The sequence below is a fragment of the Pedococcus sp. KACC 23699 genome (genome assembly GCF_045348425.1).
GTDB lineage: Bacteria > Actinomycetota > Actinomycetes > Actinomycetales > Dermatophilaceae > Pedococcus.
The window spans coordinates 2,413,603-2,435,357 of the sequence record NZ_CP157483.1; the positions used below are offsets into that span (position 1 = coordinate 2,413,603).

Annotated in this window: 22 protein-coding genes; 11 read left to right on the forward strand and 11 right to left on the reverse strand. The window is 70.6% G+C overall.

The features are described 5' to 3' along the window. Nucleotides 1-3: 3 nt before the first annotated feature. Genes nuoH through ABEG17_RS11405 form a run of 11 tightly spaced genes read left to right on the forward strand, consistent with a single transcriptional unit; the run spans nucleotide 4 to nucleotide 12,295 of the window. The gene (gene nuoH / locus ABEG17_RS11355; protein WP_406833182.1) at nucleotides 4-1,371 is read left to right on the forward strand and encodes an NADH-quinone oxidoreductase subunit NuoH; all 1,368 of its coding nucleotides are present in this window, start codon (nucleotides 4-6) and stop codon (nucleotides 1,369-1,371) included. Beyond that, complete coding sequence (gene nuoI, locus ABEG17_RS11360) at nucleotides 1,364-2,080, forward strand: NADH-quinone oxidoreductase subunit NuoI (protein ID WP_406829588.1); 717 nt, start codon at nucleotides 1,364-1,366, stop codon at nucleotides 2,078-2,080. Before nuoH ends, nuoI begins: the two co-directional genes overlap by 8 nt. After that, a complete protein-coding gene (locus ABEG17_RS11365; protein WP_406829589.1) occupies nucleotides 2,077-2,847 on the forward strand; it encodes an NADH-quinone oxidoreductase subunit J in 771 nt (256 codons plus the stop codon). The genes nuoI and ABEG17_RS11365 overlap by 4 nt, the downstream gene beginning before the upstream one ends. Continuing rightward, a complete protein-coding gene (nuoK, locus tag ABEG17_RS11370; protein ID WP_406829590.1) occupies nucleotides 2,844-3,143 on the forward strand; it encodes an NADH-quinone oxidoreductase subunit NuoK in 300 nt (99 codons plus the stop codon). Before ABEG17_RS11365 ends, nuoK begins: the two co-directional genes overlap by 4 nt. Before the next feature lie 14 nt (nucleotides 3,144-3,157). Further along, nucleotides 3,158-5,101 carry an NADH-quinone oxidoreductase subunit L gene (nuoL, locus tag ABEG17_RS11375; protein ID WP_406829591.1) on the forward strand — a complete coding sequence of 648 codons (1,944 nt, stop codon included), beginning with the start codon at nucleotides 3,158-3,160 and terminating at the stop codon, nucleotides 5,099-5,101. Continuing rightward, nucleotides 5,101-6,627, forward strand: coding sequence for an NADH-quinone oxidoreductase subunit M (locus ABEG17_RS11380; protein WP_406829592.1), 1,527 nt, complete (start codon nucleotides 5,101-5,103; stop codon nucleotides 6,625-6,627). Before nuoL ends, ABEG17_RS11380 begins: the two co-directional genes overlap by 1 nt. Next, the gene (gene nuoN / locus ABEG17_RS11385) at nucleotides 6,627-8,225 is read left to right on the forward strand and encodes an NADH-quinone oxidoreductase subunit NuoN (RefSeq protein WP_406829594.1); all 1,599 of its coding nucleotides are present in this window, start codon (nucleotides 6,627-6,629) and stop codon (nucleotides 8,223-8,225) included. The genes ABEG17_RS11380 and nuoN overlap by 1 nt, the downstream gene beginning before the upstream one ends. Beyond that, nucleotides 8,222-9,241: a polyprenyl synthetase family protein gene (locus ABEG17_RS11390; RefSeq protein WP_406829595.1), complete on the forward strand. Its 1,020-nt coding sequence runs from the start codon at nucleotides 8,222-8,224 to the stop codon at nucleotides 9,239-9,241. Before nuoN ends, ABEG17_RS11390 begins: the two co-directional genes overlap by 4 nt. Nucleotides 9,242-9,281: 40 nt before the next feature. Beyond that, a complete protein-coding gene (locus tag ABEG17_RS11395) occupies nucleotides 9,282-10,472 on the forward strand; it encodes an alanine racemase (protein WP_406829596.1) in 1,191 nt (396 codons plus the stop codon). Continuing rightward, nucleotides 10,469-11,782 carry a D-arabinono-1,4-lactone oxidase gene (locus ABEG17_RS11400; protein WP_406829597.1) on the forward strand — a complete coding sequence of 438 codons (1,314 nt, stop codon included), beginning with the start codon at nucleotides 10,469-10,471 and terminating at the stop codon, nucleotides 11,780-11,782. The genes ABEG17_RS11395 and ABEG17_RS11400 overlap by 4 nt, the downstream gene beginning before the upstream one ends. 9 nt (nucleotides 11,783-11,791) lie before the next feature. Beyond that, nucleotides 11,792-12,295 carry a DinB family protein gene (locus ABEG17_RS11405; RefSeq protein WP_406829598.1) on the forward strand — a complete coding sequence of 168 codons (504 nt, stop codon included), beginning with the start codon at nucleotides 11,792-11,794 and terminating at the stop codon, nucleotides 12,293-12,295. On the opposite strand, the gene rarD is transcribed toward ABEG17_RS11405, so the two are convergent. From rarD to ABEG17_RS11460, 11 genes are all read right to left on the reverse strand, one after another. Then, nucleotides 12,292-13,248 (reverse strand): EamA family transporter RarD, encoded by a 957-nt coding sequence (rarD, locus tag ABEG17_RS11410; RefSeq protein WP_406833183.1) that lies wholly within the window; start codon nucleotides 13,246-13,248, stop codon nucleotides 12,292-12,294. The genes ABEG17_RS11405 and rarD overlap by 4 nt on opposite strands. Further along, a complete protein-coding gene (locus tag ABEG17_RS11415; RefSeq protein ID WP_406829599.1) occupies nucleotides 13,233-14,330 on the reverse strand; it encodes a 2-oxoacid:ferredoxin oxidoreductase subunit beta in 1,098 nt (365 codons plus the stop codon). The genes rarD and ABEG17_RS11415 overlap by 16 nt, the downstream gene beginning before the upstream one ends. Next, nucleotides 14,327-16,243, reverse strand: a complete 1,917-nt coding sequence (locus ABEG17_RS11420; protein WP_406829600.1) for a 2-oxoacid:acceptor oxidoreductase subunit alpha — start codon at nucleotides 16,241-16,243, stop codon at nucleotides 14,327-14,329. The genes ABEG17_RS11415 and ABEG17_RS11420 overlap by 4 nt, the downstream gene beginning before the upstream one ends. 183 nt (nucleotides 16,244-16,426) lie before the next feature. Next, on the reverse strand, nucleotides 16,427-16,675 hold the full coding sequence (locus tag ABEG17_RS11425) for an SCO4226 family nickel-binding protein (protein ID WP_406829601.1): 249 nt from the start codon (nucleotides 16,673-16,675) through the stop codon (nucleotides 16,427-16,429). Between the two features lie 61 nt (nucleotides 16,676-16,736). Continuing rightward, the gene (locus ABEG17_RS11430) at nucleotides 16,737-17,525 is read right to left on the reverse strand and encodes an urease accessory protein UreD (protein WP_406829602.1); all 789 of its coding nucleotides are present in this window, start codon (nucleotides 17,523-17,525) and stop codon (nucleotides 16,737-16,739) included. Then, entirely contained in the window at nucleotides 17,509-18,243 is a 735-nt protein-coding gene (ureG, locus tag ABEG17_RS11435; RefSeq protein ID WP_406829604.1) for an urease accessory protein UreG, read from the reverse strand. The genes ABEG17_RS11430 and ureG overlap by 17 nt, the downstream gene beginning before the upstream one ends. Continuing rightward, a complete protein-coding gene (locus tag ABEG17_RS11440) occupies nucleotides 18,236-18,922 on the reverse strand; it encodes an urease accessory protein UreF (protein WP_406829605.1) in 687 nt (228 codons plus the stop codon). The genes ureG and ABEG17_RS11440 overlap by 8 nt, the downstream gene beginning before the upstream one ends. After that, entirely contained in the window at nucleotides 18,922-20,631 is a 1,710-nt protein-coding gene (locus tag ABEG17_RS11445) for an urease subunit alpha (RefSeq protein WP_406829606.1), read from the reverse strand. The genes ABEG17_RS11440 and ABEG17_RS11445 overlap by 1 nt, the downstream gene beginning before the upstream one ends. Continuing rightward, the gene (gene ureB, locus ABEG17_RS11450; protein ID WP_406829607.1) at nucleotides 20,624-20,992 is read right to left on the reverse strand and encodes an urease subunit beta; all 369 of its coding nucleotides are present in this window, start codon (nucleotides 20,990-20,992) and stop codon (nucleotides 20,624-20,626) included. Before ureB ends, ABEG17_RS11445 begins: the two co-directional genes overlap by 8 nt. A gap of 61 nt (nucleotides 20,993-21,053) precedes the next feature. After that, nucleotides 21,054-21,305, reverse strand: a complete 252-nt coding sequence (locus ABEG17_RS11455; protein ID WP_406833184.1) for an urease subunit gamma — start codon at nucleotides 21,303-21,305, stop codon at nucleotides 21,054-21,056. A 153-nt stretch (nucleotides 21,306-21,458) separates the two neighbouring features. Next, nucleotides 21,459-21,716 (reverse strand): helix-turn-helix transcriptional regulator, encoded by a 258-nt coding sequence (locus ABEG17_RS11460; protein WP_406829609.1) that lies wholly within the window; start codon nucleotides 21,714-21,716, stop codon nucleotides 21,459-21,461. Nucleotides 21,717-21,755 lie beyond the last annotated feature (39 nt).

Below are 21,755 nucleotides of genomic sequence, written 5' to 3' on the forward strand. Positions count from 1 at the left end.
GCCCTGCCGCACCTCCCGGCCGGGCTGGCGAACGTGCCGTTCGCCGACAACCCCCGCGCCGACTTCAGTGACACCCCGTGGTGGCTGCACCTGGTCAAGGCCCTGCTGGTCTTCGTCTTCCTGCTGGTCAACACCCTGATCGTCATCTGGTTCGAGCGTCGCGTGATCGGCCGGATGCAGCAGCGCCCGGGCCCCAACCGCACCGGCCCCTTCGGTCTGCTCCAGACCCTGGCCGACGGCGTCAAGCTGGCCCTCAAGGAGGACCTGACGCCCAAGAACGCCGACAAGGTCGTCTTCGCGCTGGCCCCGGTCATCGCCGGTGCCATGGCGTTCGTGTCGTTCGCGATCATCCCGCTCGGCCCGACGGTGTCGATGTTCGGCCACCGCACGCCGCTGCAGCTGACCGACATCCCCGTCGCGGTGCTGCTCGTGCTGGCCGTCGCCGGTGTCGGCGTCTACGGCATCGTCCTGGCCGGCTGGTCCTCGGGCTCGACCTACCCGCTGCTCGGTGGGCTGCGCTCGACCGCCCAGGTCATCTCCTACGAGATCGCCATGGGCCTGTCGCTCGTCGCCGTGTTCCTCTACTCCGGCTCGATGTCGACCTCGCAGATCGTCGCGTCGCAGAAGGACCTCTGGTACATCATCCCGGCGTTCTTCAGCTTCTTCGTCTACGTCATCACCATGGTGGGGGAGACCAACCGACTGCCGTTCGACCTCGCCGAGGGCGAGGGCGAGCTCACCGGTGGCTTCCACACCGAGTACTCCTCGCTGAAGTTCGCGATGTTCTTCCTCGGCGAGTACGTCAACATGTTCACCGTCGCGGCGCTGGCCACGACGATGTTCCTCGGTGGCTGGCAGGCACCTCCCGGCATCGCCGCCATCAACGACGGCATGTTCAACCACGGGTGGTGGGGCCTGCTGTGGTTCGTCATCAAGCTCTGGCTGTTCATGTTCTTCTTCGTCTGGCTGCGAGGCTCGCTGCCCCGCGTCCGCTACGACCAGTTCATGCGCTTCGGCTGGAAGTTCCTCATCCCCGTCACCCTTGCCTGGGTCGTGGTCGTCGCCTTCATCCGCGGCAGCCAGCTCGGCTACTTCGGGGATGCGGCCCTGACCTTGGGCAACCGGAAGTTCCCGGTGTTCAGCATCGTCTTCGTCGTCATCGTCTCCCTCGTGGCGCTGCTCGCGGTGTGGCTGTGGGACAACAAGAAGATCGAGCGCGAGGCTGCCCGTTCCGCCCCCGCGCCGGAGGAGATCGACCCGTTCGCGGGTGGGTACCCGGTGCCGCCCCTGCCCGGACAGCGCCTGAAGGAGCCGACCATGGCCATCAGCGGCCGCACGGACGCAACCGACAAGGAGGCCGCTCGTGGCTGACCGAGCAGCTGATCGCCCAGCGGACGACACGAAGGGCGGGTTCTTCGCCGACCTCTTCGCACCGGTCGGTGGGTTCGGCGTCACGTTCGCCACCATGTTCCGCAAGCTGGAGACCGAGGAGTACCCCGAGGAGAAGCGTCCGACGCAGCCCCGGTACCACGGTCGCCACCAGCTCAACCGGCACCCGGACGGCCTGGAGAAGTGCGTCGGCTGCGAGCTGTGCGCGTGGGCCTGCCCGGCGGACGCGATCCTCGTCGAGGGTGCGCAGAACGACGACACCGAGGGTGGCCTGGGCCGGTTCTCGCCCGGCGAGCGCTACGGCCGCGTCTACCAGATCAACTACCTGCGCTGCATCTTCTGCGGCCTGTGCATCGAGGCCTGCCCGACGCGCGCCCTGACGATGACCAACTTCTACGAGCTCGCCGACAACAACCGGGGCGACCTCATCTTCACCAAGGAGCAGCTGCTCGGCCCACTTTCGGAGGGCATGCTGCCGGCGCCGCACCCGATGGTCGAGGGCCTCGAGGAGCGCGACTACTACCAGGGCAAGGTCGCTCGGGCGACGCCCGAGCAGGAGGCATGGGTGAAGGAGCACGACGCGGCGTCGCAGGACGGGGTCGCCGCCACCGGTGACCCGGTCGAGGGCGTCGACACGGTGCGCACCGGCCAGGCCACGCGCGACAGCAGCGGAGAGGCGGTGCGCCGATGACCGGTCTCGGTGAGCAAGTGCTCTTCTGGGTTCTGGCCCCCGTCTCCGTGATCGCCGCCCTCGGGCTGCTGTTCGCGAAGAAGGCGGTCCACGCCGCCATCGCCATGGCCCTGGTCATGATCAACCTCGGCATCTTCTACATCGCGGAGCAGGCGGACTTCCTGGGCATCATCCAGATCTTCGTCTACACCGGCGCGGTGATGATGCTGTTCCTCTTCGTCCTCATGCTCGTGGGTGTCGACTCCTCCGACTCCCTGGTCGAGACGCTCAAGGGCCAGAAGTGGGCCTCGCTCGTGCTGGCCCTCGGCCTCGGCACGCTGGTCTTCACGGCCGTCGGTCGCGTGCAGTTCGGCCCGATGAAGGGGCTGACGAGCGTCAACGAGAGCCCGGGCAACATCACCGGGGTCGCCGAGCTGATCTTCGGCAAGTACGTCTGGACCTTCGAGGTCACCTCGGCCCTGCTCATCACCGCTGCGCTCGGCGCGATGGTGCTGGCCCACCGCGAGCGGATCGGTGCCAAGCCGAGCCAGCGGCTGTGGTCCGAGCGGCGCATCCGCGACAACCGCAACGTGGCCGGCCTGCCGGCGCCCGGTGTCTACGCCCGCAGCAACGCGGTCGACACCCCGGCGCTGCTGCCCGACGGCACGCCCAGCCAGCTGTCCGTGTCGCGTGTGCTGACCGCCCGCGAGCAGATCGTCACCCCCGTCCGCCACATCGAGTCCGAGCAGGACATCGAGCACGAGATCGAGGAGGGCTCGCAGCGATGAACCTCGTCAACTACATCTACTTCTCGACCATCCTGTTCGCGATCGGTGGCGCCACCGTCCTCATGCGTCGCAACGCCATCATCGTGTTCATGGGCGTCGAGCTCATGCTCAACGCGACCAACCTGATGTTCGTGACGTTCGCGCGCATGCACGGCTCCCTCGACGGCCAGGTGATCGCCCTGTTCGTCATGGTCGTGGCCGCCGCCGAGGTCGTGGTCGGCCTCGCGATCATCATGGCCATCTTCCGTGCCCGCAGGTCGGCTTCTGTCGACGACGCCAACCTCCTGAAGCTGTAGAAGGGGCCTCGAAGGTGACTTCCCTCGCAACTCTCGCCGCTGCCACCACGGCCTCCGCACCCGCGGCGGCCACCGGCATCACGGCATACGCGTGGCTCCTGGTGGCTCTCCCGCTGCTCGGTGCCGCCGTCCTCCTCCTCGGCGGACGCGCCACCGACAAGTGGGGGCCGCTGTTCGCGACCGCCATGTCGTGGGCCGCGTTCCTCGTCGGCGCGATCATCTGGATCGCGATGATCAGCCGCGCCCCCGAGTCGCGCGCCGCCTCGCTGCACCTGTACAGCTGGGTGACGGCCGGGTCGTTCAAGGTCGACGCGGGCATGCTCATCGACCAGCTGTCGGTCGTGTTCGTGCTTCTCGTGACGTTCGTCGGCTCGCTGATCCACGTCTACTCGCTGGGGTACATGGAGCACGACCCGGACAAGCGCCGGTTCTTCGCCTACCTCAACCTGTTCGTGGCGGCGATGCTGCTGCTGGTGCTGTCCGACTCCTACCTGCTGCTCTACGTCGGCTGGGAGGGTGTGGGCCTCGCGTCCTACCTGCTCATCGGGTTCTGGAACCACAACCCCGCGTATGCGACCGCCGCCAACAAGGCGTTCGTCGTCAACCGCGTCGGTGACGTCGGCCTGTCCATCGCGATCATGATCATGTTCGCCGCCTTCGGCACCGTGACCTTCGCCGGTGTCGAACAGGCCGCGAAGGGCAGCGCGGGCCAAGGCGTCCTCACGGCCATCGGCCTGATGCTGCTCCTGGGTGCCTGCGGCAAGTCCGCCCAGTTCCCCCTGCAGAGCTGGCTCGGCGACGCCATGGCCGGCCCGACGCCCGTCTCGGCGCTGATCCACGCGGCGACCATGGTCACCGCCGGCGTCTACCTCGTGGTGCGCAGCGGCTTCATCTTCGACAACGCCCCGAACGCGCAGCTCGTCGTCGTCATCGTCGGTGCGATCACGCTGCTCTTCGGTGCGGTCGTCGGCTGCGCCAAGGACGACATCAAGAAGGCCCTCGCCGCGTCGACCATGAGCCAGATCGGCTACATGATGCTCGCCGCCGGCCTCGGCCCGGTCGGTGCCGCGTTCGCGATCTTCCACCTGCTCACGCACGGTTTCTTCAAGGCCGGGATGTTCCTCGGCGCCGGCTCGGTCATGCACGGCATGGACAACCAGGTCGACATGCGCCGCTTCGGTGGGCTGTCGGGTGCCATGAAGATCACCTGGGCGACGTTCGGCCTCGGCTGGCTCGCGATCCTGGGTGTCCCGCCGTTCTCCGGCTTCTGGTCCAAGGACAAGATCATCGAGGCCGCGTTCATCGGCGAGGGCTGGCGCCCGTGGGTCTTCGGCCTCACCGCGCTCATCGGCGCCGGCATCACCGCCTTCTACATGTCGCGCCTGTTCTTCATGACCTTCCACGGCAAGAAGCGCTGGACCGAGGACGTGCACCCGCACGAGTCCCCGCTGACCATGACCGTCCCGATGATGGTGCTGGCCGTCGGCTCCGCGCTGCTCGGCCTGGTGCTGTCCATCGGTGGCACCTTCACGAACTGGCTCGAGCCGGTCGTGGGGGCGCACGGCGAGGAGCACCCGGTGCTGTCCGTCCCGCTGATCACCGGCCTGACCCTGCTGCTGGTGATCGGGGGCATCGGCCTCGCGTGGATGCGCTACTGGCGTGACGAGGTGCCGCAGGCCCAGCCGGCCGGCTCCCTCGCCACGCGGGCCGCTCGCCGTGACCTCTACCAGGACGACGTCAACGAAGGTGTCTTCATGCGCCCCGGCCTGCACCTGACCCGTGCCCTCGTGTTCGCGGACAACCGCGGCATCGACGGCGGGTTCGGCGGCCTGGCCGCCCTCGTCGGTGGCACGTCCAGCCGCCTGCGTCGCCTCCAGAACGGCTTCGCACGTTCCTATGCCCTGACGATGCTTGCCGGCGTCGTCGTGATTCTCGGTGCTCTGTGGGTGATCCAGTGATGACGAACTTCCCCTGGCTGACCGTGATCGGGTTGATCCCGCTCATTGGTGCTGCCGTCGTGGCCGCCCTCCCGGCAGGGGTGACCGACCGTGCCAAGCACGTCGCGCTGGGCTTCTCGCTGGTGACGTTGGTGATGGGAGTCGCTGCCGCGCTGCAGTTCTCCACCTCGTCCAAGACGCAGTTCCAGCTCACCGAGCAGCACGAGTGGATCCCGCAGTTCGGCGTCTCCTACGCCCTCGGCGTCGACGGCACCGCCCTGGTCATGATCCTGCTGGCCGTCATCCTCACGCCGGTGTGCGTCCTCGCGGCGTGGAACGACGTGCCCGAGGGTGGCAAGCGCGAGAAGAACTACTTCGCGCTGATGCTGGTGCTGGAGACGTTCATGGTCGGCGTCTTCGCCGCCACCGACGTGTTCCTGTTCTACGTCTTCTTCGAGGCCATGCTCATCCCGGTCTACTTCCTCATCGGCTCCTACGGTGGCGCCCGTCGCCAGTACGCCGCGGTGAAGTTCCTGCTGTTCTCCCTCGCGGGTGGGCTCGTGATGCTCGTGGGCGTCCTGGCGCTCTACCACTACGGTCCCGGCGGTGCGGACGGCTTCCTCGTCACCAAGCTCACCGGGCTGAACCTCGGCACCACGCCCGAGCGCCTGATGTTCGTCGCGTTCTTCTTCGCCTTCGCCGTCAAGGCGCCGATGTGGCCGGTGCACACCTGGCTGCCCGACGCCGCGACCGAGGCCCGCCCTGCCACCGCGGTGCTCCTCGTGGGTGTGCTCGACAAGGTCGGCACCTACGGCATGATCCGCTTCTGCCTCCAGCTCTTCCCGGAGGCCAGCCGGTGGGCGACGCCCGTCGTGCTCACCCTCGCCGTCATCTCGATCCTGTACGGCGCGCTGCTGGCGATCGGCCAGACCGACATGATGCGCCTGATCGCCTACACCTCGGTCAGCCACTTCGGCTTCATCGTGCTGGGCATCTTCGCGGTCACCACGACCGGTGGTGCGGGGTCGACGCTCTACATGCTCAACCACGGGTTCTCCACCGCAGCGCTGTTCCTCATCGCCGCGATGCTGATCGCCCGACGGGGCAGCAAGCGCATCCCCGACTTCGGTGGCTGGCAGCGCGTGACGCCCGGACTCGCCGGGGTGTTCCTCGTCGCGGGCCTGTCGGGTCTGGCACTGCCGGGTCTGAGCTCGTTCGTGTCGGAGTTCCTCGTGCTCGTGGGGACGTTCCAGCGCTACAAGTTCGCGGCGGTCGTCGCGACGACAGGCATCGTCCTCGCGGCCCTCTACATCCTGCTGATGTACAAGCGGATGATGACCGGCCCCAAGCCTGAGCTGGCTGCACCCGTCCGCGACATCACGCTCCGCGAGAAGTTCGTCGTGGCCCCGCTGATCGCCGCGTTCCTCGTGCTGGGCTTCTACCCCAACCTGGCCCTGGACGTCCTCAACCCGGCAGTCACCAAGACCCTGAGCTACGTCGGTGTCGCCGACCCGGCCCCCACCTCCGCTGACGGGAGCACGAAGTAATGCCCGCCGTGACCGTCCTGTCCACGCCGATGCTGGCGACCGCCTTCCAGGCCGCCGACGTCAACTACGGCGCCATCGCCCCGATGCTCATCGTCATCGCCGGCTCGCTCGTGGGGGTGCTCGTCGAGGCGTTCGCGCCGCGGCGGGTCCGCCACACGACCCAGGTGGCGTTGACGTTGGTGACCCTCGTGGCCGCCTTGGTCGTCCTCGTGACGGTCTCCACCAAGGCCACGAACCGTGGAGGAACCCTCGCGCAGGCCGTCATCATCGACGGGCCGTCGTTGTTCCTGCAGGGCGCGATCCTCGCGATGTCGATCCTCGGCGTCCTCACCATGGCCGAGAAGTTCGGCGGACAGGGCGCAGACGCCTTCACCCCCATGGGTGCAGCGGTCCCCGGGTCCCCGCACGAGGCTGCTGCCCTGCGCGCCGGCCTGGCCACCAGCGAGGTCTTCCCGCTGACGCTGTTCGCGGTCCTCGGCATGATGCTCTTCCCCGCGGCCGGTGACCTGCTGACGATGTTCGTCGCGCTCGAGGTCCTGTCGCTGCCGCTCTACCTGCTCAGCGGGTTGGCTCGTCGACGCCGTCTGCTGTCGCAGGAGGCCTCGCTGAAGTACTTCCTGCTCGGCGCGTTCAGCTCCGCGTTCTTCCTCTTCGGTGCCGCCCTGCTCTACGGCTACGCCGGCTCCATCTACATCGCCGACATCGCCAAGGCGGTCACGGCGGCCCCTGGCCAGCTCGAGGGCCTGCTCCTGCCCGGTGTGGTGTTCGTGCTCGTCGGCCTGCTGTTCAAGGTCGGTGCCGTGCCCTTCCACTCCTGGACGCCCGACGTCTACCAGGGTGCCCCGACCCCCGTCACCGGTTTCATGGCGGCCTGCACCAAGGTCGCCGCGTTCGGCGCGATCCTGCGGATCGTCTACGTCGGCATCGACGCCAACCGCTGGGACTGGCGCGGTGGGGTCATCGCCGTCGCGGCCCTGACGATGATCGTCGGCGCGGTCCTGTCGGTCACGCAGACCGACGTGAAGCGACTGCTTGCCTACTCCTCGATCGCGCACGCCGGGTTCATCCTCGTCGCGGTGCTGTCCTTCGACCGCACCGGCGTCTCGGGCACGATGTTCTACCTGGTCGCCTACGGCTTCATGACGATCGCCGCCTTCGCCATCGTCTCGATGGTGCGCCAGGGCGGGTCCGAGGCCTCGCACCTGTCGCAGTGGGCCGGCCTGGGCCGCAACCACCCGGTCGTCGCGGGCGTCTTCGCGTTCCTCCTGCTCGCCTTCGCCGGCATCCCGCTGACGTCGGGCTTCACCGCGAAGTTCGCGGCGTTCTCGCCCGCGGTCGCCTTCGGTGGCAAGGCTGGCGTGTGGCTGGTCGTCATCGGTGTGCTCTGCAGCGTCATCACGGCGTTCGTCTACGTCCGGCTCATCGTGCTCATGTACTTCACCGAGCCGCCGGCCGGCGAAGCCGTCGTCGCGCAGACCGCGTCGCCCTACCTGACCGTGGCGATCACCATCGGGACGCTCGTCACGCTCGTCCTCGGCGTGCTGCCGGCACAGGTCCTCGACCTCGCCGAGCGGTCGTCGCAGTTCCTGGTGCGATGACCCCTTCCGCTCACACGGGCTCCACGCCGCCGGTCCTGGCCCTCCCCGCCACGTCCGACGCGCTGAACGAGCGGCTCGTCGAGGGCCTCGCGGCCGTCGACGCGCTCCTGCGTCGCGAGGTCGACCACGACGACGAGTTCATCGCCGGTGCCAACATCCACCTCGCCGAGGCCGGCGGCAAGCGGTTCCGGCCGCTGCTGACCCTGTTGGCGTCCGAGGTGGGCTCCGGGATCAACGACGACGTCATCGCGGCGGCCACGGGGGTGGAGCTGACGCACCTCGCCTCGCTGTACCACGACGACGTCATGGACGAGGCGGACATGCGCCGCGGCGCCCCCAGCGCCAACGCGAAGTACGACAACTCCACGGCCATCCTCGTCGGTGACCTGCTCTTCGGCACCGCGTCCTCGATCATCGCCGACCTCGGTCCCGAGGCCGTGAAGATCCAGGCCCGCACCTTCATCCGGCTCTGCTCGGGCCAGATCCGCGACACCCGCCGCGCCCCCGACGGTGTCGACGCCACCGACTACTACCTCCAGGTGCTCGCCGACAAGACCGGCGTCCTCATCGCCACCGCAGCCCGCTACGGCGCGATGTTCAGCGGGTGCGACGCCGAGACCACCGAGACGCTGCGGGAGTATGGCGAGCGGCTCGGTATGGCGTTCCAGCTCGCCGACGACCTCATCGACATCGCCTCGGACCCCGAGGAGACCGGCAAGACGCCGGGCACCGACCTGCGCGAGGGCAAGCAGACCCTGCCGGTCCTCTACGCCCTGGCCTCGACCGACCCGGCCGACGCGCGGCTGCAGGAGCTGCTGAGGTCCGAGCTCAAGGACGACGCGTCGCTCGCCGAGGCACTGGCCCTGCTGCGCGTGCACCCCGCGATGGACCGCGCGCAGGAGAGGACCAATGCCGTGGCCGCCGAGGCGACCGCCGCGCTGGATGCCCTGCCCAGCAGCGAGGCCAAGTCCGCCCTGGCCGCGCTGGCGACGAGCGTCGTCACCCGCGTCGGCTGACCCACCCGCCCACGCACGGGTTGGCCGATAGGGTCGGCTCGTGAGCTCGCGCCGGGACGTCCAGCAGGATGTCGATCCCGCTGAGATCACCGCCGCGTGGGGCGCGGCCACAGCCGGGCTCCCCGCACCGCTGGCCGTGGTCGACCTCGATGCCTTCGACGCCAACGCCGACGACCTCGTGCGTCGGGCGCGCGGAGTGCCCATCCGCGTCGCGTCCAAGTCGGTGCGGTGCCGGCCGCTGCTGCAACGGGCCCTGGCGCGGCCCGGCTTCGCCGGGGTGATGGCCTACTCCGTCCGAGAGGCGTGCTGGCTGGTCGGCTCCGGGCTGGAGGACGTCTTCGTCGCCTACCCGAGCGTCGACGTGCTCGCGCTGGCCGAGCTGGCCCGGGACGGCTGGGCCGCCAGCCAGGTGACGCTGACCGTCGACTCGCTCGACCACGTGCGGATGCTCGCCGCCCTTGAGCGGCCGCACGGGCTGCGCGTCGCCATCGACGTCGACGCCTCGCTGCGGGTCGGGCCGGTCCACATCGGCGTGCGGCGTTCCCCCGTGCGCAGTCCCGAGGACGCTGTGGTCGTCGCGCGGGCCGCTGCTGCAGCGGGTCTGTCCGTGGTGGGGCTGATGTTCTACGACGCGCAGATCGCGGGCCTCCCCGACAGCTCGCCGGCGGTGCGGTTCGTCAAGGCCCGCTCGTCCGAGTCCCTCCTGACCCGCCGCCGGGCCGTCGTCGCCGCGGTCAGGGAGGTGGCCCCGCTGGAGTTCGTCAACGGCGGCGGCACGGGCTCGGTCCACCTGACCGCGCTCGACCCGGCCGTCACCGAGGTCGCTGCCGGGTCCGGGCTCTACGGGCCGACCCTGTTCGACGGCTACGACGCCTTCAGCCCCAGACCTGCGGCGGCCTTCGCCCTGGCAGTCACGCGGCGGCCGGGACCGGGGTTCGTCACCGTGTCCGGGGGAGGGTTCATCGCGTCGGGGCCGCCCGGGTGGGAGCGGCTGCCTGCCCTGTTCGGTCACCGTGACCTGCGGCTGGTCAAGCGCGAGGGTGCAGGCGAGGTGCAGACCCCCTTGCGGGGCAGGGGCGCCCGAGCCCTGCAGGTCGGTGACCGCGTGTGGTTCCGGCACGCCAAGGCCGGAGAGCTGTGCGAACGCTTCAACGCCCTGCACCTCGTCAGCGGCACCGACCTCGTGGAGACGGTGCCGACCTACCGCGGCGAGGGACGGAACTTCGGGTGAGCCCCACCGAGACCACGTGGACCAACTGGGGCCGCAACCAGACCTGCCGCCCGGCCGAGGTCGCCCTGCCCCGCGACGTCGACGAGCTCCGGGCGACGTTGGCGCGCAGCCGCGCCCGCGGCATACCGGTCAGGGCGGTGGGCTCGGGGCACTCCTTCACGCCCGTCGCGGTCACCGACGGCGTGCAGCTGCGCCTGGACCACCTCACGGGGATCACGGCCTTCGACGCCGCCACGGGCCGGGTCACGGTGGGAGCGGGCACCCCGCTGCACGTGCTCAACCCCGCCCTGCAGGCGCTCGGCCTCGCGCTGCCCAACCTCGGTGACATCGACCGGCAGACGATCAGCGGGGCCATCGCCACGGGCACCCACGGCTCCGGTCTGCGCCGGCAGGGGATCGCCTCGGCGGTGTCGGGGCTGACGCTCGCGCTGGCCGACGGGTCGCTGCTGCGGTGTTCTGCCGACACCGAGCCCGAGGTCTTCGGCGCGGCCCGGGTCGGCCTCGGGGCGCTCGGCGTGGTGACCGAGGTGGAGCTGCAGTGCGTGCCGGCCTTCCGGATCCGGGCCCGGGAGTTCAGCGCCGACCTCACGCACGTGCTGTCGACGGTCGCCGAGGACGTCGAGGCCCACGACCACGTGGACATGCACTGGTTCCCCCACACCTCACGGGTCCTGGTCAAGCACAACGACGACGTGGGGCCCGACGACCCGGGGCGGCCGCTGCCGCGGTGGCGAGCGGCACTGGACGACGACGTCCTGGCCAACGGGTTCTTCGAGCTCGTCAACCGGGTCGGCACCCGGTGGCCGCGCAGCGTCCCGGGGACCGCCCAGGTGGCGGCCCGCGCGCTGTCGGCCCGCGAGTTCACCGACGACTCCTGGAAGGTGTTCTGCTCACCGCGCCGGGTCCGGTTCCGCGAGTCGGAGTACGCCGTGCCGCTGGCCTCCGTCGGCCCCGTCGTCGCCGCCCTGCGCGCCTGGATCGACCGCCACGATGTCGCGCTGCCGTTCCCCGTCGAGCTGCGGTTCACCGGGGCCGACGACATCTGGCTCTCGACGGCCCACGAGCGCGACAACGCCTACGTCGCCGTGCACCAGTACCACCGCATGGACGACGGGGGAGTGTTCGCGGCCTTCGAGGCGATCGTCGCCGAGCACGCCGGCCGCCCGCACTGGGGCAAGCTGCACACCCTGGGTGCCGACCGCCTGCGCCCGCTCTACCCCCGCTTCGACGACTTCCGTATGGTGCGTGACCGGCTCGACCCCGACCGCACCTTCACCAACGCCCACGTGCGCCACCTCCTGGGCGACTAGCCTGCGGTCGTGGCAAGCGACGAACCGCGCACCGGTGACGAGACGACGATCCTGCTGGCGGCGCTGCAGAGCCACCGCGACGTCATGCTCTGGAAGCTCGAAGGCCTGACCGACGAGGAGCAACGGCGAGCGCTGGTGCCCAGCGGCACGACCCTCGTCGGTCTGGTCAAGCACCTGGCCAACTCCGAGTACGGCTGGTTCTGCGAGACCTTCGGCCGGCCCCACGAGCCCCTGACCGACCTCTCCCAGGACCTCGAGGCCGACATGCGCGCCGCGCCGGGGGAGACGACCCAAGGGATCGTCGACTTCTACCGGCGGTCGTGGGCCGCGGCAGATGCCGCCGTCCGCGAGCTCGGGCTCGAGGCCGTCGGCACGTCATACGCCGGCACCACGGTCAGCATGCGCTGGGTCCTGGTCCACATGATCGAGGACACCGTCCGCCATGCCGGGCACGCCGACATCATCCGCGAGCTCATCGACGGTGGCACCGGCCACCACGTCCCGAAGGCCTAGGAGGGCACAGCGACCGGTGTGGGCGCCCGGCGAGGGAGGTGGCGCAGCGAGTCGACCGTGAGCACGGCGAGGGCGACCCAGACGATCCCGAACCCGACCCACCGGCTCGGCGTCATGTGCTCGTGCAGGAGCAGCACGCCGCACAGCAGCTGCAGCACCGGGGTGATGAACTGCAGCAGACCGATCGTCACCAGCGGCACCCGGCGGGCGGCGCCGGCGAACAGCAGCAGCGGCGCGGCGGTCGCGGCTCCGGCAGCCACGAGCAGGGTGGTGTGTACGGCGCCCTCGGTGGTGAACGTGGTCTCGCCCCGGAGCGTGAGGACGACGAGCATCACCGCAGCGATGGGCGCGAGGACGGCTGTCTCGGCCGTCAGGGAGTGCATGGCCTGCAGCGACACCCCGACCTTCTTCTTCACCAGGCCGTAGAGCCCGAACGACAGCGCCAGGGTGATGGCGATCACCGGAGGGGATCCGGCCGCCACCGACAGGAAGACGAACGCGGCGGCACCGATGCCGACGGCCACCCACTGCAGGGGGCGCAGCCGCTCCTTCAGGACGAAGACACCGAGGGCCACCGTGACCAACGGGTTGAGGAAGTACCCGAGCGCGGCCTCGGTCGTGTGTCCACCCAGCACCGCAGCGACGTACACGACCCAGTTGACGGCGATGAGCAGCGCTGCGGCAGTGACGCCGAGGCCCAGACGTGGCCGCTGCCAGAGCTGGCGCATCCACGCGAGGTCGCGGCGCACGAGCAGGATGGCCGCGCACAGCAGCAGCGTCCACAGGATGCGGTGGGCGAGGATCTCCCACGCGCCGGCGGGTTTGAGCGCTGCGAAGTAGAGGGGGAACAGGCCCCAGACGGCGTAGGCGAGCAATCCTTGGATCGAGCCACGCCGGGTCTCGTCGTGGTCGGGGGTGGGAGCTGCCCCGGCCCTGGTCAGGCCACGGTCCAGGTGTCGCGTCCCTGGATGAGGGCATCGAGGTCGGCGTCGGTCGCCGGGCCACCGGCGGTGTCGACGGCGGCATCCACCTGGGCGCGCACCAGGTCGTCGTAGGTCGGGCGGACGACGTTGCGGAAGATGCCCATGGGGACGTGCGTCATCTGCGGCGAGTCCAGGCGTGAGAGCGCGAACGCCTGGGTCGGGTCGCCCGCGGTGGCGTCGTGCACCACGATCTCGCGGTCGCCGGCCTCGGACTCGGGGACGAACTGCATCGAGCCGGCCGCGCCACGGACGAGCACCTGACGGTCGCCCTCGGGGCCGACCTGCACCTGCTCGCCGTCGGCGAGGTGCACGATCCGCGCCTCCTGCTGGCTGCGGTCCTTGATGAGGTCGAAGGCGCCGTCGTTGAAGATCGGGCAGTTCTGGTAGATCTCCACGAGCGCGGTGCCGCGGTGGGCGGCAGCAGCCTTGAGGATGCCCGTGAGGTGCTTGCGGTCGGAGTCCATCGTCCGCGCCACGAACGTCGCCTCGGCGCCGAGCGCCAGCGAGACCGGGTTGAACGGGTGATCGACCGAGCCCATCGGCGTCGACTTGGTGACCTTGCCGACCTCCGACGTCGGCGAGTACTGGCCCTTGGTCAGGCCGTAGATCTGGTTGTTGAACAACAGGATCGTCATGTTGACGTTGCGGCGCAGCGCGTGGATCAGGTGGTTGCCCCCGATCGACAGGGCGTCACCGTCGCCGGTGACGACCCACACCGACAGGTCCCGGCGGCTGGTCGCGAGGCCGGTCGCGATCGCGGGCGCACGCCCGTGGATCGAGTGCATGCCGTAGGTGTCGAGGTAGTAGGGGAACCGCGACGAGCAGCCGATGCCGGAGACAAAGACGATGTTCTCCCGCTTGAGGCCGAGCTCGGGCAGGAACCCCTGCACGGCGGCGAGGATCGCGTAGTCGCCGCAGCCGGGGCACCAGCGCACCTCCTGGTCGGAGGTGAACTCCTTCTTGGTCTGGGCGGTCGCGTCCTCGGCGAGGCGCGGGACGCCGGCGGTCCCGTGCGGGACTCCCGTGGACGGCATACCGAGGTCGGTGCTCATGCGGGGCCTCTCTGGCTGGTGACGGTCTCGGGGGCGGTCTGCGCGTCGTCGTCCGCGCCGAGGCCGACGATGGCGTCGGCGAGCTCGACCGTCGTGAAGGGCAGGCCGCGCACCTGGGTGAACGAGTGCACGTCGACGAGGTACTTGGCGCGCAGCAGCATCGCGAGCTGGCCCATGTTCATCTCGGGCACGAGCACGCGGTCGTACCGGCGCAGCACCTCGCCGGTGTTGGCGGGGAAGGGGTTGAGGTGGCGCAGGTGCGCCCGGGCGACCTTCGCACCGGTGTTGCGCACGCTGCGTACCGCCGCCGCGATCGGGCCGTAGGTCGACCCCCAGCCGAGCACGAGGACCGACGCGTCACCGCCCGGGTCGTCGACCTCGAGGTCACCGATGGTGTCGGCGATGCGCTCGACCTTGCCGGCGCGCAGCCGGGTCATGAGGTCGTGGTTGTCGGGGTCGTAGGAGATGTTGCCGGTGACGTCGGCCTTCTCGATGCCGCCGATGCGGTGCTCGAGGCCGGCGGTGCCGGGGACCGCCCACGGGCGGGCCAGGGTCGCCGGGTCGCGCAGGAACGGGTGGAAGACCGGCTCGCCCTTGTCGTCCACGGCGTTCGGCTCGGACGCGAACTCGACGGTGAGGTCGGGCAGCTCGGCGACGCTCGGCAGCGACCACGGCTCGGAACCGTTGGCGAGGTAGCCGTCGGAGAGGATGAACACGGGAGTGCGGTATGCGGTGGCGATCCGCACCGCCTCGAGCGCGGCGTCGAAGCAGTCGGCGGGGGACTGGGGCGCGATGACCGGGACAGGCGACTCGCCGTTGCGGCCGAACATGACCTGCAGCAGGTCGGACTGCTCGGTCTTGGTCGGCAGGCCGGTCGAGGGGCCGCCACGCTGCACGTCGACGATGACCAGGGGCAGCTCGAGCGACACGGCGAGGCCGATCGTCTCGGACTTCAGGGCGACGCCGGGGCCGGACGTGGTCGTCACGCCGATCGCTCCACCGAACGAGGCACCCAGTGCCGCACCGATGCCCGCGATCTCGTCCTCGGCCTGCAGGGTCGTCACGCCGTAGCGCTTGAGCCCCGAGAGGGTGTGCAGGATGTCGGAGGCCGGCGTGATCGGGTAGGACCCGAGCAGCAACGGCACCTTGGCGCGGTGGGAGGCGGTGACCAGCCCGTAGGCGAGGGCGATGTTGCCCGTGATGTTGCGGTAGGTCCCGGGGGCCATCGGCGCGGGGGCGATCTCGTAGGAGACCGCGAAGTCCTCGGTCGTCTCGCCGTAGTTCAGCCCGGCCTTGAGAGCGGCGAGGTTGGCGGCGAGGATGTCGGGCTTCGCGCCGAACTTCTTGGTCAGGAAGTTCTCGGTGCCGCTGGTCGGGCGGTGGTACATCCAGGACAGCAGCCCGAGCGCGAACATGTTCTTCGCACGCTCCTTGTCCTTGCGGGACAGGGAGTCGAACTCGGCCAGGGCCTCGACGGTGATCGACGTCAGGGCCACCTGGTGGACGTGCCACGACTCGAGCGAGCCGTCCTCGAGCGGGTTGGTGGTGTAGCCGACCTTGCCGAGGTTGCGCTTGGAGAACTCGTCGGTGTTGGCGATGATCGTCGCGCCGCGCGGCAGGTCGCGCAGGTTGGCCTTGAGGGCGGCAGGGTTCATCGCGACGAGGACGTCGGGGGCGTCGCCGGGAGTGAGCACGTCGTGGTCGGCGAAGTGCAGCTGGAAGCTCGAGACGCCCGGCAGCGTCCCCTGGGGCGCGCGGATCTCGGCGGGGAAGTTGGGCAGCGTGGACAGGTCGTTGCCCAGCGCCGCGGTCTCGGACGTGAAGCGGTCACCGGTCAGCTGCATGCCGTCGCCGGAGTCCCCGGCGAAGCGGATGACGACGCGGTCCAGCTTCTCGACGGTCTTGCTGCTCATACGGTCCTGACGGTCGTGGACGAACAGTTCTGGAGGACTGTCGCCGCGGCCGGTCCGGCGCCGGTGGGCTCACGGACGACGCGAAGCGCAGCCTGTCAATCCATCGTACGTCGGCACAGGTCAGGGCAACCCGCCCACCCTGCTTTTGAGACGGGTAACACGCAGTTATGGGTGGAGCTTGGCTCAGGCGGTGACGGTGATCTCGTGGATCTCGTCGTAGGGGTGCCCGGCCCGCTCGTGGATGCGTTGGACGGCTTCACGGTCCGGGCCCTCCGACAGGCAGAAGACGTGGCCCGTCTTCGGATCGGCCCAGGCCTGCTTGAAGTCCACGGACTCCTCGCCCTGGATCGCGAGGTCGGCCCGGTGCGCCTCGAGCAGCGCCTCTGGCGTGACCCCGGGCATGTTGGTGTGGACATCCATGAACTGGGCCATGGTGACTCCCTTCGGCTGGTGGTCTCGCCACGCTACGCGGGGCGCCGAGGCTGCTCCTCCGTCAAAGGGACGGCAGTTCCGCGGTCCATCGGGCCCAGGTGTGTGGGAGCGCCGAGGCGTGCGCGTCCGTCACCACCTGCCGGGCGAGTGCCCCCGGCTCGTGGAGGGTGAACACCGCGGCGCCGCGGCGTCCCGCGCCATCGGCGCGGGCGTACGGCGCGGTGCCGGGTTCGCTGTCCGCCGCCCGCGTGTCTGCGGGCCGCCAGCCGAGGGCGGTGACCGAGTCGACGACCCGGGCGCCACCGAGGACGCCCGCCCCGGTCCGCGACCGGGCGCCCAGGGTGAGCTCCTCGACGAGGGCCGGACGCGCGCCGTACGTCATGGTCGTTCGACAGGTGAGGTCGCCGCCGGCCTGGCCGGTGCGGCCGAGAGCGACCCGGTCCCGCAACAGGAGCCGCCCCGCGTCGGCCACCTCGACGTCGAGGGTGCGGACCACCTGCGCGCCGTCACACACGACGAGGGGCTCGCCGGACCAGACGAGGACGGCGCCGGGGTGGACGGTCAGGGACACCGCGACCAGGCAGCCCTGTCCGCGGCCGTGGTAGGCCACGGTGCCGGCGACGTCGCGCAGGTCCAGCCGCAGGCCGGGGCCCACCTCGACCGACAGCCGCAGCTCGTCCCCACCGAGCAGGGTCGCGGTGGTGGCGATGAGCGCGACCTCGGCGCTCGCCGCGCCCTGGCGCACCACGCGGGGGCTGACCAGTCCGCCGCGCAGGTCGAGCCGGGCCTGCCCACCGGCGTCGGGGAGGAGGGCTACCCGGGCGGTGCGGACCTCAGTGCGTGTGGGCACCCTCACCACCGGCGTGCGCGTGCTGGGCGTCGGGCTCCGCGTGCGAGTGCGGCGCCATGGGGCCGGGATCGACCGGGGTGTGCCCACCGCTGCGGTGCTGCTCCAGGACGCCGAGCACCCAGGTCCGCAGCGCGGCGATCGAGTCGGGGTCGGTGCGCGACAGCGCGATCACGGGACGACCGTCGCGCGCCTCGCGACCCTCACGCGCCATGAGCTCGGCGTCGACCCCGACATGGGGCGCGAGGTCGGTCTTGTTGACCACGAGCAGGTCGGCGCGGGAGATGCCGGGGCCGCCCTTGCGCACGACGTCACCGCCACCGGCGACGTCGAGCACGAACAGCTGCGCGTCGACCAGCGCCGGCGAGAACGTCGCGGTGAGGTTGTCGCCACCGGACTCCACGAGCACGAGGTCCAGCGGCGCGAAGTCGGCCTCGAGGTCCTCGACGGCCAGCAGGTTGGCGCTGACGTCGTCACGGATCGCGGTGTGCGGGCACGCGCCGGTCTCGACTGCACGGATCCGCTCGGGGTCGAGCACCCCGGCGGCGCGCAGCATCCGGGCGTCCTCGTCGGTGTAGATGTCGTTGGTGATGACGCCGAGCTCGAGGGTGTCGCCGAGCTCGCGGCACAGCATCCCGATGAGCGAGGACTTGCCGGTGCCGACGGGCCCGGCGACGCCGAGGCGCAGGGCGCGGGGGGTGGACGGGCTGACCTCAGGCACTGAACAACCTCCGGGAGTGGGTCGGGTGGTGGTGCGCCCACTGCTCGAGCAGCGGCGCAGCCGGAGCGGGTATGCCGCTGGGCTCGGTCAGGTGTGCGACCGCACCGACGACCTCCTCGACGGCAGAGCCCGCGTCGAGCAGCCACGCCGTGGCGTCGGCGGGGTCGAGCGGGCAGAGCTTGAGGGCGGCGGCGCACAGCGTCTGCACGTCGTCGTAGGCCACGAGTCGCGCTGTGCGGGCGGCGTCCAGGCCAGCCGCTGCGGCCATCGCCCCGACGGCGACGGGGCGGGCCGGGGTGCCGAGGGCGTCGAGCGACGTTGCCGCTCCCGAACCGGGCCACAGCCGCAACGTCAGCCTTCGCTGGCCCCGGCCCACGGCGACCGACGCCGCGCGGGCGACCTCGCTCGGCGTCCTTGCGGCCCAGGCGTCCTGGACGGGCTCGAGCGGGAGACCGGCGAGGACGTGGTGCCGGGAGACCACCGCGACCGCCGCCTCGACCCGCACCACCGTGCGGAGGCGGGTCTGCACCAGCGCCGGGATGTCGCCCTCGGCCAGCCCACCCAGCAGTGCCGGCTCGAGACCGGAGGACTGGGTGTGGCCGCCCACCGGCAGGCGGCCGTCAGCCAGCAGCATCGAGGCGAACTCGGGGTGGATCTCGGGTGGCATATCGGGCGTCATCAGAACAGCGAATACCGTTGGGCCAAGGGCAGTTCCGTAGCCGGCGAGGGCGTGACGACCTCGCCCTCGACGCGGATCTCGAACGACTCGGGGTCGACCTCGATCGCCGGGGTGGCGCTGTTGTTGACCATGTGGGCCTTGGTGACGTCGCGGGTCGGGCGCACACCCACGAGGGTGCTCCGGAGGCCGAGCGTCTCGGCCAGCCCGGCGTCGAGCGCGGCCGGGGCCACGAACGTCAGCGAGCGGTCGGCCCCCGCACCACCCTCACCCACGAGCGCTGGTCGCATGAGCACCGGCTGCGGGGTGGGGATCGATGCGTTCGGGTCGCCCAGGGCGGCATACACGATCGCGCCCGCCTTGATGACGAGGTCGGGGCGCCACCCGAAGAACTTCGGGTCCCACAGCACGAGGTCCGCGAGCTTGCCGGGCTCGACCGAGCCGACCTCGTGGTCGATGCCGTGCGCGATGGCGGGGTTGATCGTGTACTTGGCGACGTAGCGGCGGGCCCGCTCGTTGTCGGCGGGCAGGCTCGCGCCGAGCGCGCCATACCTCGCCTTCATCACGTGCGCCACCTGCCAGGTGCGGGTGACGACCTCGCCGATGCGGCCCATCGCCTGCGCGTCCGAGCTCGTCATCGACAGCGCCCCGAGGTCGTGCAGCAGATCCTCGGCGGCGATGGTCGTCGCGCGGATCCTGCTCTCGGCAAAGGCCAGGTCCTCGGGCACGGCCGGGTTGAGGTGGTGGCAGACCATGAGCATGTCGAGGTGCTCGGCGACGGTGTTGACCGTGTGGGGCAGCGTCGGGTTGGTCGAGCCGGGCAGGACGTTGGCGTGGCTCGCGATGGTGATGATGTCGGGCGCGTGCCCGCCGCCGGCGCCCTCGGTGTGGAACGCGTGGATGCTCCGCCCGCCGATCGCCCGCAGCGTCGAGTCGACGTAGCCGGCCTCGTTGAGGCTGTCGCTGTGCAACGTCACCTGCAGCCCGAACTCGTCGGCGGCCCGCAGTGCCGCGTCGATGGCCCCCGGGGTGCTGCCCCAGTCCTCGTGCACCTTGTATGTCGCCGCGCCGGCCAGCGCCTGCTCGCGCAGCCCGGCCGCGCTCACGGTGTTGCCCTTGCCCATGAGGAGCACGTTGACGGGCAGGTGGTCGAGCCCGCGCAGCACCGACTGCAGGTGCCACGGGCCGGGGGTGACCGTGGTGGCCTTGGAGCCCTCCGACGGACCGGTGCCGCCGCCGCCGAGGGTTGTCAGACCGGCGGCCAGTGCCTCGTGGACCTGGCTGGTGGACAGGAAGTGGACGTGCAGGTCGATGCCGCCGGCGGTGAGGATGCGGCCCTCGCCGGAGATGACGTCGGTGCCCGGGCCGATCTCGAGGTCGGGGTGGACGCCGTCGGCGATGTCGGGGTTGCCGCTGCGACCCAGGGCCACGATCCGCCCGCCCCTGATGCCGACGTCGGCCCGCACGACGCCCCAGTGGTCGAGCACGATCGCGTTGGTGATGACGGTGTCCAGCGCCCCGTCGGCGTTGGTGCGCAGGCCCTGTGCCATCGACTCGCGGATCGACTTCCCGCCGCCGAAGACGGCCTCCTCACCGCCGAAGGTGAGGTCGTCCTCGATCTCGACCCACAGGTCGGTGTCGCCGAGGCGGACCTGGTCGCCGGTCGTGGGGCCGTACAGCGCGGCGTACCGCTCGCGGTCAAGGTCAGCCATCGAGGGCACCTCCCTCGCCGGCCGAGTCGAGCCGACCGTCGGTGCGGCCGTCCACCTGCAGGCCCGGCACCCGTCGGCGGCCCTTCAGCGCCACCGCGGCGACCTCGCGGCTGACGCCCGGCTCGAACCGCACCGAGGTCCCGCTGGGGATGTCGAGGCGGAACCCGTGGGCGGCGCTGCGGTCGAAGTCGAGGGCCGCGTTGCCGTCGGGCAGGTGCAGGTGCGACCCGATCTGTACCGGCCGGTCTCCGGTGTTGACGATGACGAGCGTGAGGCGTTCGGTGTCGGTGCGGTCGGCGTTGATGGTCACCGTCCCCGGCTTCACCCGGATGGCGCCCGGACCGGAAGTGTTGCTGCTCAACGGAACTCCTGCTCTCGGCGAATGGCTCAGGGGGTCTTGGGGTTCACGGCCCGCGACGTGCTCAGGCGATCGGGTGGTGCAGGGTGACGAGCTTGCGGCCGTCGGGGAAGGTCGCTTCGACCTGCACGTCGGCGATCATCTCCGGCACGCCCTCCATGACCTGTTCGCGGCGCAGGACGTCGCGACCCTGCTCCATCAGGTCGGCGACGAGGGCTCCCTCCCGCGCACGCTCGATCACCCAGGTCGACAGCAGGGCCACCGACTCGGGGTGGTTGAGGAGCACGCCACGGGCGAGCCGGTCCCGGGCGACCATGCCAGCGACGGACAGCAGCAGCTTCTCGGTGTCCGCGGGGGACAGGTGCACGGCAGCCTCCTGGTCGGGTGCTGGGTTGGGACTCGGCTGTGGGCGCTGGGCCCGTCGGGAGTCAGTAGACCAAGCAAGTGTTTCAAGCGGGTTTCGCCAGGGCTACCCAGCAGGGCGCTGATGGTTGACCTCGGCCCACACGGCGTCGAGCGACAGGCCGACCACCCCGGCGATCGCGGCGACGGTGGGGAACGCAGGAGTCGCGACGCGCCCGGTCTCGATCTTGCGGAGCGTCTCGGGCGAGACCCCGGCCTCGAGCGCGGTCTCGAGCATCGACCGCTGGCCCCTCGCGCGGCGCAGCAGCGCGCCGAGCCGCTGTCCACGCTCGACATCTTCGGCAGTGAGCGGCAACCTGACCATGTCCGGGATTGTAGTACCGGGATACCATTGCCGGGATAG

Bases quoted from the DNA above. Each gene is read 5' to 3' on its own strand.
- ABEG17_RS11365 (WP_406829589.1), top strand. From the start codon at position 2,077: ATGACCGGTCTCGGTGAGCAAGTGCTCTTCTGGGTTCTGGCCCCCGTC.
- nuoK (WP_406829590.1), top strand. From the start codon at position 2,844: ATGAACCTCGTCAACTACATCTACTTCTCGACCATCCTGTTCGCGATC.
- ABEG17_RS11380 (WP_406829592.1), top strand. From the start codon at position 5,101: ATGACGAACTTCCCCTGGCTGACCGTGATCGGGTTGATCCCGCTCATT.
- nuoN (WP_406829594.1), top strand. From the start codon at position 6,627: ATGCCCGCCGTGACCGTCCTGTCCACGCCGATGCTGGCGACCGCCTTC.
- ABEG17_RS11390 (WP_406829595.1), top strand. From the start codon at position 8,222: ATGACCCCTTCCGCTCACACGGGCTCCACGCCGCCGGTCCTGGCCCTC.
- ABEG17_RS11415 (WP_406829599.1), bottom strand. From the start codon at position 14,330: ATGAGCACCGACCTCGGTATGCCGTCCACGGGAGTCCCGCACGGGACC.
- ABEG17_RS11420 (WP_406829600.1), bottom strand. From the start codon at position 16,243: ATGAGCAGCAAGACCGTCGAGAAGCTGGACCGCGTCGTCATCCGCTTC.
- ABEG17_RS11425 (WP_406829601.1), bottom strand. From the start codon at position 16,675: ATGGCCCAGTTCATGGATGTCCACACCAACATGCCCGGGGTCACGCCA.
- ABEG17_RS11440 (WP_406829605.1), bottom strand. From the start codon at position 18,922: ATGACGCCCGATATGCCACCCGAGATCCACCCCGAGTTCGCCTCGATG.
- ABEG17_RS11445 (WP_406829606.1), bottom strand. From the start codon at position 20,631: ATGGCTGACCTTGACCGCGAGCGGTACGCCGCGCTGTACGGCCCCACG.
- ABEG17_RS11455 (WP_406833184.1), bottom strand. From the start codon at position 21,305: ATGGTCGCCCGGGACCGGCTCGCCCGTGGCGTGCTCCTCAACCACCCC.
- ABEG17_RS11460 (WP_406829609.1), bottom strand. From the start codon at position 21,716: ATGGTCAGGTTGCCGCTCACTGCCGAAGATGTCGAGCGTGGACAGCGG.